At 30.3% G+C, this 15743-nt stretch carries 17 protein-coding genes; all 17 read left to right on the top strand.

Annotated elements, in window-relative coordinates:
* Positions 1–3: 3 nt before the first annotated feature.
* Positions 4–1281 carry a flagellar hook-associated protein FlgL gene (flgL, locus tag CA_RS11365; protein ID WP_010965509.1) on the top strand — a complete coding sequence of 426 codons (1278 nt, stop codon included), beginning with the start codon at positions 4–6 and terminating at the stop codon, positions 1279–1281.
* A gap of 16 nt (positions 1282–1297) precedes the next feature.
* Positions 1298–1723 carry a flagellar assembly protein FliW gene (fliW, locus tag CA_RS11360; RefSeq protein ID WP_010965508.1) on the top strand — a complete coding sequence of 142 codons (426 nt, stop codon included), beginning with the start codon at positions 1298–1300 and terminating at the stop codon, positions 1721–1723.
* A 37-nt stretch (positions 1724–1760) separates the two neighbouring features.
* Positions 1761–1982, top strand: coding sequence for a carbon storage regulator CsrA (csrA, locus tag CA_RS11355; RefSeq protein ID WP_010965507.1), 222 nt, complete (start codon positions 1761–1763; stop codon positions 1980–1982).
* 24 nt (positions 1983–2006) lie between these two features.
* Positions 2007–2357: a flagellar protein FlaG gene (locus CA_RS11350; RefSeq protein ID WP_010965506.1), complete on the top strand. Its 351-nt coding sequence runs from the start codon at positions 2007–2009 to the stop codon at positions 2355–2357.
* Positions 2358–2369: 12 nt separating this feature from the next.
* On the top strand, positions 2370–2636 hold the full coding sequence (locus tag CA_RS11345; RefSeq protein WP_010965505.1) for a hypothetical protein: 267 nt from the start codon (positions 2370–2372) through the stop codon (positions 2634–2636).
* A gap of 11 nt (positions 2637–2647) precedes the next feature.
* On the top strand, positions 2648–3028 hold the full coding sequence (fliS, locus tag CA_RS11340; protein WP_010965504.1) for a flagellar export chaperone FliS: 381 nt from the start codon (positions 2648–2650) through the stop codon (positions 3026–3028).
* 18 nt (positions 3029–3046) lie between these two features.
* Positions 3047–4963, top strand: a complete 1917-nt coding sequence (gene fliD / locus CA_RS11335; RefSeq protein ID WP_010965503.1) for a flagellar filament capping protein FliD — start codon at positions 3047–3049, stop codon at positions 4961–4963.
* Positions 4964–5022: 59 nt separating this feature from the next.
* Positions 5023–5367 carry a hypothetical protein gene (locus CA_RS11330; RefSeq protein WP_010965502.1) on the top strand — a complete coding sequence of 115 codons (345 nt, stop codon included), beginning with the start codon at positions 5023–5025 and terminating at the stop codon, positions 5365–5367.
* 125 nt (positions 5368–5492) lie between these two features.
* Positions 5493–6320: a flagellin gene (locus CA_RS11325; protein WP_010965501.1), complete on the top strand. Its 828-nt coding sequence runs from the start codon at positions 5493–5495 to the stop codon at positions 6318–6320.
* A 112-nt stretch (positions 6321–6432) separates the two neighbouring features.
* Positions 6433–8211, top strand: coding sequence for a motility associated factor glycosyltransferase family protein (locus CA_RS11320; RefSeq protein ID WP_010965500.1), 1779 nt, complete (start codon positions 6433–6435; stop codon positions 8209–8211).
* 78 nt (positions 8212–8289) lie between these two features.
* Positions 8290–8637, top strand: a complete 348-nt coding sequence (locus CA_RS11315; RefSeq protein WP_010965499.1) for a hypothetical protein — start codon at positions 8290–8292, stop codon at positions 8635–8637.
* A 10-nt stretch (positions 8638–8647) separates the two neighbouring features.
* Complete coding sequence (locus tag CA_RS11310; RefSeq protein ID WP_010965498.1) at positions 8648–9865, top strand: motility associated factor glycosyltransferase family protein; 1218 nt, start codon at positions 8648–8650, stop codon at positions 9863–9865.
* 51 nt (positions 9866–9916) lie between these two features.
* A complete protein-coding gene (locus CA_RS11305; protein ID WP_010965497.1) occupies positions 9917–11671 on the top strand; it encodes an HAD-IIIC family phosphatase in 1755 nt (584 codons plus the stop codon).
* Positions 11672–11687: 16 nt separating this feature from the next.
* The gene (locus tag CA_RS11300) at positions 11688–11909 is read left to right on the top strand and encodes an acyl carrier protein (protein ID WP_010965496.1); all 222 of its coding nucleotides are present in this window, start codon (positions 11688–11690) and stop codon (positions 11907–11909) included.
* A 15-nt stretch (positions 11910–11924) separates the two neighbouring features.
* Positions 11925–12719, top strand: a complete 795-nt coding sequence (locus CA_RS11295; RefSeq protein WP_010965495.1) for an AAC(3) family N-acetyltransferase — start codon at positions 11925–11927, stop codon at positions 12717–12719.
* Between the two features lie 50 nt (positions 12720–12769).
* Entirely contained in the window at positions 12770–14404 is a 1635-nt protein-coding gene (locus CA_RS11290; protein ID WP_010965494.1) for a motility associated factor glycosyltransferase family protein, read from the top strand.
* Between the two features lie 16 nt (positions 14405–14420).
* Positions 14421–15725: a DUF4910 domain-containing protein gene (locus CA_RS11285; protein ID WP_010965493.1), complete on the top strand. Its 1305-nt coding sequence runs from the start codon at positions 14421–14423 to the stop codon at positions 15723–15725.
* Positions 15726–15743 lie beyond the last annotated feature (18 nt).

Genomic DNA, 15743 nt, shown 5'->3' with positions numbered 1-15743 from the left:
TAAATGAGAATAACAAATAGAATGCTTACAGATACTTTTTTGACTGATATGAATACTAATCTTCAAAATATGAGAGATATTCAAAGTCAGCTTACATCAGGAAAAAAGATCAGAAAGCCATCAGATAATCCATATGTAGCTACAAAATCTATGCAGCTTAATACGGATATAAGTATAAATAGTCAATATAATACCAATATTAACAATACTATATACTGGCTAAATCAAACAGATACAGCTTTGAATCAAGCGGGTAATATAGTTCAAAGGATTAAAGAACTTTTAATTTCTGCTGGAAATGGAGGATACACTCAAGATCAGAGGGATTCTATAAAAGCAGAACTTAATCAAAGAATTTCCGAATTTTCAAATGTAATAAATTCTAGCTTTAGTGGGCAATATTTATTTGGAGGAACTAGAGGAAATGAAAAACCTCTCGATATTATAAATAGTGCATCAGGAAATAAGTATTTGATGTACAGTAACCAAAGTATTGATTTGCCAGTAGCATCTGGAGCAAGTAATGTAGCATCTTTAGCAAGTGGCTGTGGAGATTTAGACATTAGGCTTGGAAGTGGATCCACAGTTCAGCTTCAAATAAATAACGGAGATTCAATACAAAATATACTTGATGGAATAAATTCTAAAATTGCTTCTAGTTCAAGTTTAAAAGGAAAGATTTCAGCAATATCTTATGTTAAAGGAAATCAAACCTATATAAGGGTAACAGCACTTAGTGACAAAGATATAACCATAACAAGTGGAACAAATATTACAGCATTAAGTAGCTTTAAAAATCAATATATAGGAGTAGATAAAATCAATCAGATAAGTAAAGATCTTTCTGTTGAGATATCACAAGGTGTTTTAACACAGTACAGTGTAAATGCTACCGAAATAATGAATTATAAGGGAGTATCAGCTAGTGGTATTGAAAAAAGCTATGATTTAAGGCAGGTATTTTCAGATATAGTAACAGATTTAAGCAGTAATTCGGGAGTATCAAATTTAAATACAAAGGATGCTGAGGCAGTAGATGCACTGCTTGAAAATATACTTGCTATACGTTCTACAGTTGGTGCTAGCCAAAACAGAATGGATAGTGCACAAAAAAATAATCAAGAAAATAACTATAACATGACATTAATATTATCCAATACTGAGGATACAGATATTACTGAATCTACAATGAACTATGCAGCACTTCAAACAGTTTATCTTGCATCACTTCAGACAAGTGCAAAAATAATTCAACCAACACTTATGGATTACATGTCATAAATTCGGAGGTTAACATATGAAACTTGAGACTCAATACCATGGAATTATAGAATATAACGAAAACAATATAATAAATCTTGTAAAGGGAATGTCTGGATTTGAAAATTTAAAAAAATTTATATTAGTTGGGATTGAGAATAACGAGGTATTCAGTTTGTTTCATTCTATGGAAGACAAGGAAACTGCTTTTATAGTATCGTCACCTTTTTATGTTAAGGCAGACTATGAAGTTAATCTAAGCGAAGAACTTGTTAAGGAACTTAAGATAGATAGTGAGAAGGATGTTCTTATTATAAATACAGTAAATCTTTCTAAAGATATAAAGAAAATGACGACTAATTTAGGTGCTCCTATAATTATAAATATAAATAAACATTTAGGGAAACAAATAATTATAAGCGATGATGAAAAAATGATAAAATATCCTATGATACATAGCTAAAATTTTTGTATACTAGGTATATAAAGGAGTGACTTAAATGTTAGTTATGGGAAGAAAAAAAGGCGAATCTATTTTAATAGGTGATGATATAGAAATAACTATTGTGAGTTTAGATGAAAATTCTGTTAAAATAGCTATTAATGCACCTAGAGAAGTAACTATTCTCAGAAAAGAATTATACAATAAGATTAAAGAAGAGAATAAAGAAGCCGTTATTAAGAGTAGTGAAGTTTTAAAGGAATTAACTCTAAAGAAATAAGTATAAAACGAGGTGTAAAATAATATGGATATTAATTTAGTATGTCAAGGAGGACAGTCGCTAGAAAATACACCTGTGGATAGTAAAAATATTAAGACTCAAAAAATAGAAATAGATGCAGTAAAAAATGTAGAGAATATTGAAATTAAGAATGAAAAAGAAACTAAGAATACAGGGAAAGACATTGATAAGCTCCTTAAGAAGGATAATACTCATGTGGAGTATTCGGTACACAAAGTCTTTGGTGATTTAATAATAAAAATTGTTGATAATGATACTAAAAAGGTAGTGGAAGAAATACCTCCTGAAAAAATTCTTGATATGGTAGCAAAACTTTGTCAAGCAGATGGTGTTTTGTTAGATAAGAAAGTTTAAGGAGGTAAAAAAATGGAGTTTCGTTTAAATAAAATAGAACCAGAAGTTCGAAAAAGGGTAAACGAAATAACCAAAGAAGGTAAGGTACACGATAAAACGAAGCAGGAGTTTAAAGTTAATCCCGAAAATCAAAAGAATAAGGAAAAAGGCAATTATAAGTTTTCTAAGAATGATAAAAAGATTTTGGTAAAAGCTGTGAAAGAAAAAAAAATAGAAGTAGAAGCTGTAAGAGATGATGAAACACAAACACTTGGAAAATTTCTAGATGTGAAAGAATAGGGGGTTCTATTATGTATGGTAGCAATGCATATAAGACATATAAAAATAACAGTGTAACTTATGCTTCTAAAGAGCAGCTATTGTTAATGCTTGTAGATGGCGCTGTAAAATTCGCTAAAATAGCAAGAAATTCAATGGAAGCTAAAGATATTAAAAAAACTCATGAGTATCTTATAAGAGTGGAAGATATCTTTACAGAATTAATGGCATGTTTAGACTTGTCAAAAGCAGGAGATTGGGGTGAGGATTTATTTAAACTATATAGTTTTATAAGTTCTCAGCTTGTTAAAGCAAATTTAAAAAAGGATATTAATATTTTAGATGAAACTATGCCACTTATTATAGAAGTTAGGGACATGTGGTATGAGGCATATAAGTTATCTAAAAGGTAGTTTGTAGGGAGGAATATTATGAGTAGTACAAGTGGTACAGGCAGTACATCCGCTTATAATTCACCAATGAGAATGACTGGATTGGCATCAGGATTGGATGTTGACAGTATAGTAAGTAAGCTTATGCAGCCTTATGAGATGAAGAGAGACACCATGAAGCAGGATGAAACTTATCTAGAGTGGAAAAGAGATGCGTATAGAGCAGTTACAACAAGTTCTGCTACACTCTCAAGCACATACTTTGATCAGTTAAATCAAGACAACTATATGTTAACACCCAATGCTTATGCTGATTATACAGGAATAAGTGATGACAATACAAATACAACAAGTGATGCAAGCAAGGATACTGGAGTAATTGCAAAAGGACATGAAGGAACTGCTGAAGGAAATTATTCAGTTACGGTAAATAGAGTTGGCACTACTGCTAGAAATGCTAATACGCTTACAGGACAAACTGTAACTGACGCAGGTGGAAAAACTTATACTCTTAGTGATTCAGGTTCCGCGGTTGCTGCTAATGGAGGAAATGATACATTAACTGTTGTTTTTAATGGTAAAACTCAAGATTTTAAATTGGGAAATATGTCAGTAGATGATACGCTTAAAAGTGTAGCAAGTTATTTTAATCTTACTGTAACTAGCAGTACGCTTGACGGTCAATATCATATAAGTGCAAATAGCAGTATTGGTGGAAATATCTTTCAATCAGGTACAACAGGAAAGGTAACATCAGGAGCTACTGTAGATAGTAGCGCTCCAGCAGATACTGTTGTTGGTGTAGGAGGTATAAGCGGAGGAAAAGGTGCTCTTGGTGCAGTAGATTATAATGCTAGTGGAAATAATTTTTTTAAAAATATATTTGGATTAAGTGGAACAAATACTAGTACAGCAGCTAGTGTTACAGCTATAGATGGGAATAGTAAAACTAAAACATTAAGTAATGTAACAGGTATTAATATGATAGATGGTGTTAATGCTAATGTTACTATAACAGAGCCTAATGGATCAAAGGGTACTGTAGAATCAATGAATAATGATTTTTCAGTAGATGGTGTTGAGTATGATATAAGTAAAATAAATTTAGCTGAGTCAGGTTCTGTATATACACCGCACAAAGCTAATATACAAATGACTCTTAATGTGGACAAGATATACAATAAAATAACGGGCTTTATTGACAAGTATAATGCTTATGTACAGCAGATCAATGATAAAATAAATGAAACTAAAACGTACAGCTATAAGCCGCTTACAGATGCTCAGAAAAAAGCAATGACCGATGATGAGGTGACTAAATGGGAGACACAGGCTAAACAAGGTATACTTGCAAATGATTCATATTTGCAGAGCATGGTTACAGAGTTTAGAAAGGCTTTTTATACTGGTGTTGATGGGGCAGGTTTTACCTTAACTGATTTAGGAATAAGTTCTTATAGTGGTGTTGGAGATGCTGTAAACAAGGCTGGACAAATGAAATATGATCCGGCTACGTTAAAAACTGCTATAAAGAAGTATGGGAGCAGTATATATAATATATTTGCAAAGCAATCTAAAGATGAGTCTTTATATATCAAAAATAATGATATTAATCAAAGCTCTGCTGATATAGCAAAAACTATGGCTAGAAGACAAACAAGATATTCTCAAGAAGGAATTTTTCAGAGAATAAACGATATTATGCAGGACTATACTAGAGTAAATACTTTTCCGCCAGGAACTTTAGTTCAGCTTGCAGGATCATCTACAAGTACAGATACTACAAGTACTTTAACTAAGCAAATAAAAGATAAGCTTCAAGCTATAAATGATTATGATTCTACATTATCAGATAAACAAGAACAGTTTTATCTGCAGTATTCAAAGCTTGAAAGTTATTTAGCACAAGCACAAAGTCAGCAGCAATCTCTTCAATCTCAATTATCAAAACTGTAGTATATAATTTAAGCTAATTGGTTATTTTTTAAAAATAATATATTAGAGGTAGTGAAATTATGAAAAGTTTAACTGAACTTTTAATGGAGTACAGGGATTTAACTATAAAATTATCTGATAAAATATACAAAGAAGAGTATGATGAAGATATCAGTGATTTTTTTAACAGAAGAGGAAATATAATAGAAGAGATTAAAAAAGAGAATTATGATTCAAAAGAGATTAGAAATACTTTTGAGAGCTTAAAACTATCTGATGAGGAAAAAAAGTTAGAACACGCTATAAGTTTAAAAAAGACTGAAGTCGAGAAATCAATAGTGGAATTACGTGGAGGCAAAAGCGCAAGAAGTACTTATGGAAAGAAATTCAGCGTAGGACCATTTTATGTAAGTAAAAAAATATAAAAAAAAATAAAGAAATATATAAAGTGATAAAGAAATGCTCCGATATATTTCTTGTAAGTTAATTAAACTTTAATAAAAAAATAAAGGCAAGGATGCCTAATTAAAAATCAGGGAGGAATTTTATTATGGTTATCAATCACAATTTAAATGCAATGAATGCATTAAGACAAATGAACATCAACAATGGTGAGGCAGCAAACTCTATCGAGAAATTATCATCAGGTTACAGAATAAACAAAGCTGGTGATGACGCAGCAGGACTTGCAATATCAGAAAAGATGAGAGCTCAGATAAATGGTCTTAACCAATCTACAAGAAATGCTCAAGACGGTATATCTTTAGTTCAAACTGCTGAAGGAAACTTAAATGAAAGCCAAGCTATACTTCAGAGAATGAGAGAGCTTGCAGTTCAATCAGCAACTGGTACTAACACAAGTACTGATAGAGCTAACCTTGAATTAGAGTTCAAACAACTTCAAAGTGAAGTTACAAGAATAGCTGTTCAATCAGAGTTCAACACTAAGAAATTATTAGATGGAAGTCTTACTGGAACTGCACAAATGACATTCCAGATAGGAGCTAATAGTGGACAGACTATATCTCTTTCAATAAACAACATGAGCGCAACTTCATTAGGAGTTAATACAACATCTGCTTCAATATCAACACAAACAGGAGCACAAGCTGCTATTACTTCAGTTCAAAAAGCAATAGATACAGTTTCAAGTGAAAGAGCTAAATTAGGTTCTGTTCAGAACAGACTTGAGCACACAATCAATAACTTAAACACAGATTCAGAAAACTTACAATCAGCTGAATCAAGAATCAGAGACGTTGATATGGCTAGTGAAATGATGAACTACACTAAGAGCAACGTGTTAGTTCAGGCTGCACAAGCAATGCTTTCACAAGCAAACCAAACACCAAACAACGTTCTTCAGTTATTAAGATAGTCTATTTAATAAAAGGATGCATAATGCATCCTTTTATTTTTTTAAAGAAATTTAGGGCCTTTTCGATAAATATACTAATACTAATATAAAAAATATATAAGGTGAGTGGAAAATGAATAATATAACACAAATTACTTTAAATAGTTTAGATAATAAAGAAGAGCAGTACTGTATAGAAAAAAGTACGGATAATAAAAATATTATAAAGGTTGAAAAAAATAAAAAAAATATATATTTAGGAAGTAAGTACAATGTAAAAAAAGATATAGATAAGTTTTTAAATGAAATGGGAGACTATAATAAGGAAAGCATTTTTGTATGCTTTGGACTTGGAGCAGGAGAACATATAAAGGAACTTCTTAAAATAACAGAAAACAATATTATAGTTGTAATTGAACAGGATAATAAAGTTATAAATACTCTTGTTAAAAATAAAGTAAATTTAGAAGTACTTCAAAGTGATAGAGTCATTTTAAGTAATTTTAGTGCAAACGATATAAAAGCTTTATTTCAATTACTTATTCCGAAAGAGGAAGTTAATAATACTAATTTTGCTTTTTATGCAAATTACAAAAGAGTCTATGAAAATGAAGCTCTTGAGACCTTAAAAGTTTATACAACTTTTTTGAGAAATGCATTGATTGAAGTAAATACGCTTATGGTTCATTCACAACATTTTTATAAATCATTTATGGGAAATTTAAAATATATATTAGACAGTGTTGCTGTAAATAAGCTAAAAAGTAACTACAATAAAGATATGCCTGTGGTGGTAGTTTCCGCAGGACCATCTCTTGAAAAAAATATTCGTTTTTTAAAAGATTGTCAGGATAAATGTATAATTATAACAGGAGGAAGAACTTTAAAAACTCTTTTAGATTTAGATATAAAACCTGATTATGTATGTGTTGTAGATCCAGATGTACCAGCCTATGATGTTATGAGGGGAACCTTTGATTGTACAGCACCTCTTTTGTTTTGCGAGTATACTTATTATGAAATACTTAGAGACTATAAGGGAGAAAAAATATTTTTTAATGATATAGGAATGCTTGGGTTACAAAAGGAATTTTTAAACTATGATGTTGATAACATATTCGAAGGTGGTTCTGTTGCTCATGTTTGCGCCGGTCTTGGAGTATATATTGGTGGTGATCCAATTATTTTTATAGGTCAGGATCTTGCCTATACTAATGACAAAGCTCATGCTGATTCAGCAGGTGATACAAATGTAGAAGGAGATAAAAAGATAGTATATGTTGAGGATATAAACGGAGATATTATAAAGTCAGATTCTGTTTTGAATTTTTATAGAATTAAACTTGAAGAAATGACACAGCTATTTAAAGAAAATAATTTTATAAATTCAACTGAGGGAGGAGCCAATATAAAAGGTACAAAAATAATTCCTCTTAAGGAAGTTCTTAAAAAATTTTGTTTAAATAAGAAAAAAGATTATACTTTGGGTGAAAATATAGGGAAATATGTGAGTAGAGAACAAGTAGTATGTAAGTTAATGGATGCTAAAAAAATAATGAATAAAGTAAAAAAAGAAATAGAAGCATCAATTGATTTATGCAGTGAATTTTTAGAGAAAGAGAATAGGTGGAATAAAACTATAATAGACAACATAAATAGAAAGCTTAGCAAAACTGATAAGCTTATAAACAGTAGCATTGGAGAAATGGAGTTTATGAGGAATTTAATTCTCCCTAATATATACGAATCGAGTATGAATAAAGAATATAAGCAAAAGTATAATGAAACTGAAAAAGAAAAGATAAAACGTGTTTATAAAAAAAACATATTGTTATATAATGGTATTAAAACATCAATAATGGAAGCTGGCCCTGAAATTGAAAAATGTATAAAAAGCTTGAAAGAATCATAAATATGTTTTCTTAAATTAAAGAAAATTTAAATAAATACGATATTATGTATAGAAAATGCTAACTTTAGGAGGATAAAGATGAGCGAAAAAATAGAAGCTTTAAGAACTGCGTTAGAGTATATACCTAAATTAAAAAAGGGAATAAAGGATATTTACGAATCATATGAAAGTGGAGAATATGAAAAGGGGGCAGAAATAATAACTGAAGCGTCAGATGGGTTTCAGTGGATAATAAATCTTATAGCGCTTACAAAAGATGTGCTAAAGGAAGAATTAGACGAAAGTGAACTTACAGAAAAGTTTTCAGAGGTTATAGAAGCCATGGAAAATGAAGACTATATATTAGTAGGTGATTTATTTCAATATGAAGTATACCCTATAATTGAAAACTATGAGAATGTAATAAGTAAAAGTCTTTTAAATTAGGAAAATGTATATGGAAAGAAAACTTGAAATTGTAAAAACCAAGACTGAAAATTATACCATAAAAGTAGACGGTGTATTCATTCACAGCAAATATGATCCTTTAAGGGAAGCAGAAACCTTTGCTATAAAAAATATAGAATTAATTAAAAATTCAAGGTACATTGTTATTTATGGTTTTGGCTTGGGATATCATATTGAGGCTGTGCTTAGGCACATGAACGAAGAAAGTATGCTTGCCGTTTTTGATGCGGATTTAGAAGTTATAAAGGAAGCTAAAAAACAAAGTTTGTATAAAAAACTAATTAAAAATCCTAGGCTTAAATGTTTTTTTGATTATGGTGATGAGTTTTTGAAGGAATTTTCAAAATCTCTTTCGCTAGCTAAAAATATTATTATATATAGACCTTCTCTTAAAGTACTTCCAGAGGAGTTTGGTCATATGGCAAGGTTACTTAAGGGTTATGAGCTTGCTAAAATAGAGATTGAGAAACATGGAAAATTAGCTGAGTATAACTATGATATGAATTTAAAGAAAACCCATAAAAAAATGCAGGATTTTTTAAGCTTTTATAGCTTTGGCTGTGAAAACATAGTTCTTGTTTCTTCAGGGCCATCGCTTGATTATAATATAGAAAGTTTAAAGAAAGTAAGAGATAGAGTAAAAATATTTTGTGCAGGTAGTGCTGCTGAATTTTTAATTAAGAATCATATCATTCCAGACATGATATGTATAATTGATCCTCAAGATATAGTCTATACTCAGCTTCAATCAATTCTAAATAAAAATATACCTCTTTGTTTTTTGTCTTCAGCATGTAGTAGAGTGGTTTCAGAGTGGAGTGGAGAGAAATTTCTATTCTTTAATGATTTTAACGCTGCAAGGGAAAATAACGATGTTGTGGTGGAAACAGGGAAATCTGTAGCTACTGCTATTTTAAGTATAGCTGTACTTAAGAAGCCTAAAAAAGTCATATTCATTGGTCAAGATTTAGCTTACTTAAATGGGAAGTCTCATCACGATAATTATGGAAGTTCACAAAGCAGCGGAATTAAAAAAGTAAGATCTGTTGATGGAGAATACCTTGAAACAAATGAGGGTTTTTTGTATTTTAAGAGTTGGATTGAACAAAAAATAATGAAATCTAAGGATATTGAATTTATAAATTGCAGTAGTGGTGCAGAGATAAAGGGAACAATAGCAAGCAAGCTTATAGATGCTATTAAATAATGAAGTATGCATTCTAAGAGTTTTAAATTACATTTTAATGGGGGTTAAGATATGACTACATCAGAATATATTAAAGAGTATAGGAAAATTAAAAATGACAGTTATAGTAAAACTATAAAAATTGCATATTTACCAGGGTCTACCCTTAGAGGTGTAAAAGAAACTCTAGGGGTTATGTGTGCTTATATGGGTATAAAAGCTCATACGTATATGAGTGAATACAATCAATATAGTCAGCAAATTTTAGATTATAGTAGTGACTTGTACAAATCAAATCCGGATGTAGTAATAATTGCAGTGGATTTAGAAACTGCAATTGGTGATGATTACTTTAAAGGTTTTACAATGGGAAGCGAGGAAAGAATAAAACTAAAGGATAAAATTTTAAAAGAATTTAAATTACTTATAAATACTATAAGAAAAAATTTAAATTGCAGTGTTATTGTACATAATTTTGAAGTGCCGTTTTATTCTCCTATGGGGATTTTGGAAAACAAACAGGAGTTTGGTTTTTCAGAAATGGTTGAAACTATCAATTTGGAATTAAGAAACCAATTTAAAAATGTTGATAGAGTGTATATATTTGATTATGATAAATTTTTAAGCAGAATTGGTAAAGGGATTGAAAGAGATTATAAGATGTACTATCTCGGAGATATGAAGCTTGATATGAAATATGTGCCAGAACTTTGTCGTGAATACATGAATTATGTAAAACCTATTATGTCATCTATAAAGAAATGTTTGGTTTTAGACTTGGATGGAACCCTTTGGGGTGGAGTTGTAGGGGAAGATGGCATTGAAGGGATAAAACTAGGTCCAACGGGGTCAGGAAAGCCTTTTTATGAATTCCAAAAATACATAAAGTCACTTTTTAAAAAGGGAGTAATTTTGGCTGTTAATAGTAAGAATAACTATGATGATGCCATGGAAGTAATAAGAAAACATCCATATATGGTGCTGAGAGAAGAGGATTTTGCAGATTTCGAGATAAACTGGCAGGATAAGGCATCAAATATGAGAGCAATAGCTAAAAAGCTAAACATAGGTATAGATAGCATGGTTTTCATGGACGATGATAAGCTTAATTGTGAAATAGTTAGAGAAAGCTTCAAAGGTGAGGTTAAGGTTGTAAATATGCCTTCGGACCCGTCGCTATATTTAAAGACAATTATGGATATAAGTGATGAATTCAACGTTTTATACTTAACCGATGAAGATAAGAAGAAGGGCCTTATGTATGCTCAAAACAGAAAAAGAGAAGAGTTAAAAGAAGAGATTAATAGTATAGATGAATACTTAAAAGCATTGAATATACGTGCAGAGGTAAAAATAGATGATGAGTTCAATATTTCTAGAGTAGCACAATTAACTCAAAAAACAAACCAATTTAATTTGACAACTAAAAGGTATTTTGAAAATGATATAGAGAATTTTATGAGGGATGAAAATTGTTTAGTTTTGTCTATTTCAGTTAAAGATAAATTTGGAGACAATGGTATTTGCGGGGTAGGCATAATAAAGAAAGAAAATAATATATGGGATATTGATACGCTACTTTTAAGCTGTAGAGTAATGGGGAGAAAAATAGAATATGCCATAATGAATTATATTGAGAGTAAGGCTTTAAATGAAGGGATTAATACCATAAGGGCAAGCTATGTTCCTACAAAAAAGAATATTCCTGTAAAAGATTTGTATGAAAGCATGGGGTTTAAGTGTATAAAAGAAGAAAATGGTACTAAATTTTATGAAAAGACAGCAGGAAATCAAGTTGATAAACCTGAATTTATAGATATAGTTTAATGAAAGGATGAAATATATGGATAAGTTAAAAGCAATATTTGCAGAGGTGCTAGATATAGATATTGAGGATGTTAAAGATAGCACAGAAAGAGATGTTATAGATGAGTGGGATTCTTTTAGTCACTTAATGCTTATAAATGAGCTTGAAAATAGATTGAAAATAAAATTTACAATGGATGAAGTTGAAAGTATTAAGACCTTTAAAGATCTTGAAAAGACTGTAAGTAAGAAATGTTAGAAGGTATGATATATTATGAATTTTCTTTATGAATTTAGCAATAAAAAAATAAGTAGCGAGGACTTTAAACTAGCATTTAAGAAATTAGGAATAAAAGAGGGAGATGTAGTATTTCTTCACAGTGATATAACTGTTTTTGGAAAGCTTATATTAACAGATAGAAAGAAATTTTTTAATGATATACTATCTTCAGTTAAGGATGTAGTTGGAAAAAAAGGTGTAGTTATAATGCCGACTTTTTCTTACAGCTTTTGTAATGGTGAAGTTTTTGATGTGAAGAAAACTAAGGGTACAGTTGGCGCACTAAATGAATTTTTTAGAAAAAGTGAAGATACAGTAAGAACTGTTCAGCCTATTTTCTCTTGCAGCGTATGGGGAGAAAGAAAAAATGAATTTCTAAATATTTCCCTGGATTCCTTCGGACAGGATTCCATTTTTGATAAATTGTTTAAAAGTAATGGTAAACTATTGTTCTTGGGAGCAGATTTTCACTCCTGTACCTATCTTCATTATATAGAGCAGAGTTTTGGTATTCCATATAGATATTTAAAGATTTTTAAGGGAAAGATAAAAGATGGGGAAAATGAATATCTTTCAGAATGTAAATTTTATGTTAGGTATCTAGACAAAAATGTTGTGCTAGAAACTGAAAGGTTAAAGAAGCATCTTTTAGAAGAAAAAATTATGAGTGAAACTTTAGTAGGTGATGGAAGTATTTTATCAGTTGATGCAAGAAAGCTTTATGATGAGGTATTTAAAATGCTTAAGAAGGATATATTTTATTTACTAAGGGAACCTGTGGAAATATAGTTTTAAAGCTTGTGTATATTTATTTTCCTAAGACTTTAGGAGGTAGGACAATGAATGAGATTACAAAAAATTCTATAGAAAAATCAAAAAAAGAAAATTTAGAAGTAAATTATGTTATAGAGAAAAGTAAAGACAACAAAAATGTATTAAAAGTAATTAAGGATGGAAAAAGTATGTATATGGGAAGCAAATATAATGCTTCTCGTGACATAGAAGATATATTTAACAAAATAGAAGATGGTCACAAAGACATAGCAGTTATTTTTGGTCTTGGTTCTGGAGAGTACATAAAACATATTTTACATATGAATAATAAATTAAAGAAGATTGTAGTAATTGAACCAGATTTCAATACTATAAAGGCTTTTACATTTACAGAATATTTTAATGAAATAGTAAACGATAAAAGATTTTACTTATGTCCTTTATTGAAGGATGAATTTTTTGTGAGTCTATCCAGCATATTAAAGGAAAACGAAGTGAGTGAAATAAATTATATTGTATTCCCAAATTACAATAGAATTTACGGTGATGAACTAAAATATTGTACCGAAATACTTCAGCATTATATAGACATATCTTTAAGTAATAAGGGCACTAATGAAAAGTTTTCTAAGTTGTGGTTTCAATGTTATGTTAAAAATTTAAGATACATAGTCAAAAGTACTCCAGTATACTATTTAAATAATTTATTTAAAGGTCTTCCTGCTGTAATTGTATCGGCTGGACCATCCCTTGAGAAAAATATATCTTATTTGAAAGAGTACCAAAATAAATGCGTAATAATTTCTGGAGGAAGAACATTAAAGCCTTTATTAGAACTTGGTATATCACCAGATTTTGTATGCATTATAGATCCAGCGGATATAGCCTATCAGCAGATTAAAGATTATGACTACAGCAGATTTCCTCTTGTATATTTTGAAAAAACAAATTGGAGGGTAGTAGAAAATCACAAAGGAAATAAGATAATAAATTCTTATGATGAAAATTTAAAGAGGTTACTTGGAACTGATGTTGGAGCACTTGACCATGGAGGTTCGGTTGCTCATAATTGTTTAGGCCTTGCAGTTAAACTTGGTTGTAATCCAATAATAATGATAGGTCAGGATTTTGCATATACAAATGATAAAACTCATGCAGGTATAGCTAGCTTAGAAAGTGAAATAGAGAGCAGTGAAGAGTTAGAGAATGAAATGTATGTTAAAGATGTATTTGGGGAAATGGTTAAAACGGATAGTGTTCTAAATATGTATAGAAAGACCATGGAAGAGATGATAAAAATTTATAGTGATAGAGAATACATAAATTGTACAGAAGGCGGGGCATACATAGAAGGAACAAAAATAGGGGAGTTAAAAAAAGTTCTTCATAATCACTGTAAATCAATTTTAAATAAAGATATATCAAGTGTATTTTTAAAAAGTAATAATGTTAAGGTAAGTGGTGTAATAAAAGAGTTAAAGAATACACTTAAAGAAGGCGAAAAAATAATTGAAAGCATAAAAGATATCAATAAAGAAGATAAAGGATATGAGAAAATTAGAAGTTATATTGAAAAGCATTTCCTTTTAAATTATGTGTGTGAAATAGGAGATGAAAACAAAAAAGACTATAGCAAATTATCTGAAGAATTGATGGAAGATTTAAAAATTATAGAAGATACTATTGAATTTATAAAATGACCGGGAGTGGTTTAACATGGAAGAAATAAATAAGTATATACAAAACAGTAGTGAGACTGGAGGAGAAATATATAATCTTATAGAAGAACTTTTTCCAATATGCAGGAGTATAACTGGAAATGGTGTCAGAAAAACTATGGATATTATAAGAAAGCATATACCTTTAGAAATACATGAAGTAAAGTCTGGAACAAAAGTGTTTGATTGGACGGTACCTAAGGAGTGGAATATAAAAGACGCTTATGTAAGAAATTCCAAAGGGGAAAAGGTAATTGACTTTAAAGAAAATAATCTTCATGTTATGAGTTATAGTGTTCCGGTACATAAAACTATGACACTTGATGAACTTAAACCTTATCTTCATACTATTCCAGGCAATAAAGATAGAATACCGTATTTAACATCTTATTATAAAGAAAATTGGGGTTTTTCGTTGACACAAAATAAATTTGATGAACTTTGTGATGACGATTATGAGGTGGTAATAGATTCGTCACTTGAAGATGGAAGTCTTACCTATGGTGAATACTATATTAGAGGTGAACTGGAAGAAGAGATACTATTAACAACCTATACCTGTCATCCATCTATGTGCAATGATAACCTAAGTGGTGTTGCTCTTATTACTTTTATAGCAAAAGCCTTAAGCAAGCTTAAGACAAAATATTCCTATAGATTTTTGTTTGCACCAGAAACTATAGGATCTATAACATGGCTTAGCAGAAATGAAGATAAGCTTAAAAATATAAAGATGGGTTTGGTTGCAACTTGTGTTGGTGATGCTGGAATAAAAAATTATAAAAGAACTAAATTTGGTGATGCTGAAATAGATAAAATAGTAGAGAAGGTTTTAATGCATTGTGGAAGTGAGTATTATGTAGCAGATTTCTTTCCATGGGGAAGTGATGAAAGGCAGTTTTCATCTCCAGGAATAAATTTGCCAGTAGGGTCTTTAATGAGATCATGCTATGGCTTTGATGGATATCATACATCAGCAGATAATCTTTGTTATATGAATAAAGATGGGCTGGCAGATTCTTATAAAACTTATCTTGAAGTTATATATACAATTGAAAATAATAGAACATATTTAAATCTAAATCCAAAGTGTGAACCTCAGCTCGGAAAGAGAGGGATTTACAGAATGATTGGAGGAGGAAGCGACTATCCTTTCGATGAATTTGCAATGTTTTGGGTATTAAATATGAGCGATGGAAAAAATTCATTACTAGATATAGCCTATAAATCAGGCATGGAGTTTAGGAGAATAAAATATGCTGCAGACGCTCTTTATAGGGTAGAACTTCTGAAATTGGTATAGAATACAAAGGAGGTATTG

Source organism: Clostridium acetobutylicum ATCC 824 (assembly GCF_000008765.1).
Lineage (GTDB): Bacteria > Bacillota > Clostridia > Clostridiales > Clostridiaceae > Clostridium_S > Clostridium_S acetobutylicum.
The sequence above is the reverse complement of the archived record's forward strand: the minus strand, read 5'-3'. Positions and strand labels throughout refer to the sequence as shown.

What these genes read in the sequence shown, in the direction of transcription:
- flgL (WP_010965509.1), top strand. Translation starts at nt 4, where the DNA reads ATGAGAATAACAAATAGAATGCTTACAGATACTTTTTTGACTGATATG.
- fliW (WP_010965508.1), top strand. Translation starts at nt 1,298, where the DNA reads ATGAAACTTGAGACTCAATACCATGGAATTATAGAATATAACGAAAAC.
- csrA (WP_010965507.1), top strand. Translation starts at nt 1,761, where the DNA reads ATGTTAGTTATGGGAAGAAAAAAAGGCGAATCTATTTTAATAGGTGAT.
- CA_RS11350 (WP_010965506.1), top strand. Translation starts at nt 2,007, where the DNA reads ATGGATATTAATTTAGTATGTCAAGGAGGACAGTCGCTAGAAAATACA.
- CA_RS11345 (WP_010965505.1), top strand. Translation starts at nt 2,370, where the DNA reads ATGGAGTTTCGTTTAAATAAAATAGAACCAGAAGTTCGAAAAAGGGTA.
- fliS (WP_010965504.1), top strand. Translation starts at nt 2,648, where the DNA reads ATGTATGGTAGCAATGCATATAAGACATATAAAAATAACAGTGTAACT.
- fliD (WP_010965503.1), top strand. Translation starts at nt 3,047, where the DNA reads ATGAGTAGTACAAGTGGTACAGGCAGTACATCCGCTTATAATTCACCA.
- CA_RS11330 (WP_010965502.1), top strand. Translation starts at nt 5,023, where the DNA reads ATGAAAAGTTTAACTGAACTTTTAATGGAGTACAGGGATTTAACTATA.
- CA_RS11325 (WP_010965501.1), top strand. Translation starts at nt 5,493, where the DNA reads ATGGTTATCAATCACAATTTAAATGCAATGAATGCATTAAGACAAATG.
- CA_RS11320 (WP_010965500.1), top strand. Translation starts at nt 6,433, where the DNA reads ATGAATAATATAACACAAATTACTTTAAATAGTTTAGATAATAAAGAA.
- CA_RS11315 (WP_010965499.1), top strand. Translation starts at nt 8,290, where the DNA reads ATGAGCGAAAAAATAGAAGCTTTAAGAACTGCGTTAGAGTATATACCT.
- CA_RS11310 (WP_010965498.1), top strand. Translation starts at nt 8,648, where the DNA reads ATGGAAAGAAAACTTGAAATTGTAAAAACCAAGACTGAAAATTATACC.
- CA_RS11305 (WP_010965497.1), top strand. Translation starts at nt 9,917, where the DNA reads ATGACTACATCAGAATATATTAAAGAGTATAGGAAAATTAAAAATGAC.
- CA_RS11300 (WP_010965496.1), top strand. Translation starts at nt 11,688, where the DNA reads ATGGATAAGTTAAAAGCAATATTTGCAGAGGTGCTAGATATAGATATT.
- CA_RS11295 (WP_010965495.1), top strand. Translation starts at nt 11,925, where the DNA reads ATGAATTTTCTTTATGAATTTAGCAATAAAAAAATAAGTAGCGAGGAC.
- CA_RS11290 (WP_010965494.1), top strand. Translation starts at nt 12,770, where the DNA reads ATGAATGAGATTACAAAAAATTCTATAGAAAAATCAAAAAAAGAAAAT.
- CA_RS11285 (WP_010965493.1), top strand. Translation starts at nt 14,421, where the DNA reads ATGGAAGAAATAAATAAGTATATACAAAACAGTAGTGAGACTGGAGGA.